Annotated in this window: 1 protein-coding gene; it reads left to right on the top strand. The window is 59.5% G+C overall.

What is annotated here, in order from left to right; all coding sequences use genetic code 11:
- Positions 1–19: 19 nt before the first annotated feature.
- Positions 20–232, top strand: coding sequence for a 30S ribosomal protein S21 (gene rpsU / locus ACQG3P_RS24745; RefSeq protein ID WP_426806525.1), 213 nt, complete (start codon positions 20–22; stop codon positions 230–232).

Raw genomic sequence — 232 nt, forward strand, 5'->3', positions numbered from 1 at the left:
ACTGTTTCCCGGAGATTACATGCCCAGCGTTAAAGTCCGCGAGAACGAGACCTTCGAGTTTGCGCTCCGTCTATTCAAGCGCACCTGCGAAAAGGCCGGCGTGCTGGCCGAAACCCTCAAGCGCGAGTTCTACGAAAAGCCGACCCAGGATCGCAAGCGTAAGGCTGCCTCTGCTGTGAAGCGTCAGCTGCGCCTCTCGTCGCGCGACGTCACCAAGCGTCAGCGCCTGTAA

Source organism: Stenotrophomonas sp. SrG (assembly GCF_050031795.1).
Taxonomy (GTDB): Bacteria; Pseudomonadota; Gammaproteobacteria; order Xanthomonadales; family Xanthomonadaceae; genus Stenotrophomonas; species Stenotrophomonas rhizophila_A.

Excerpts from the sequence above, each read along its gene's own strand:
- rpsU (WP_426806525.1), top strand. The coding sequence starts at position 20 with ATGCCCAGCGTTAAAGTCCGCGAGAACGAGACCTTCGAGTTTGCGCTC.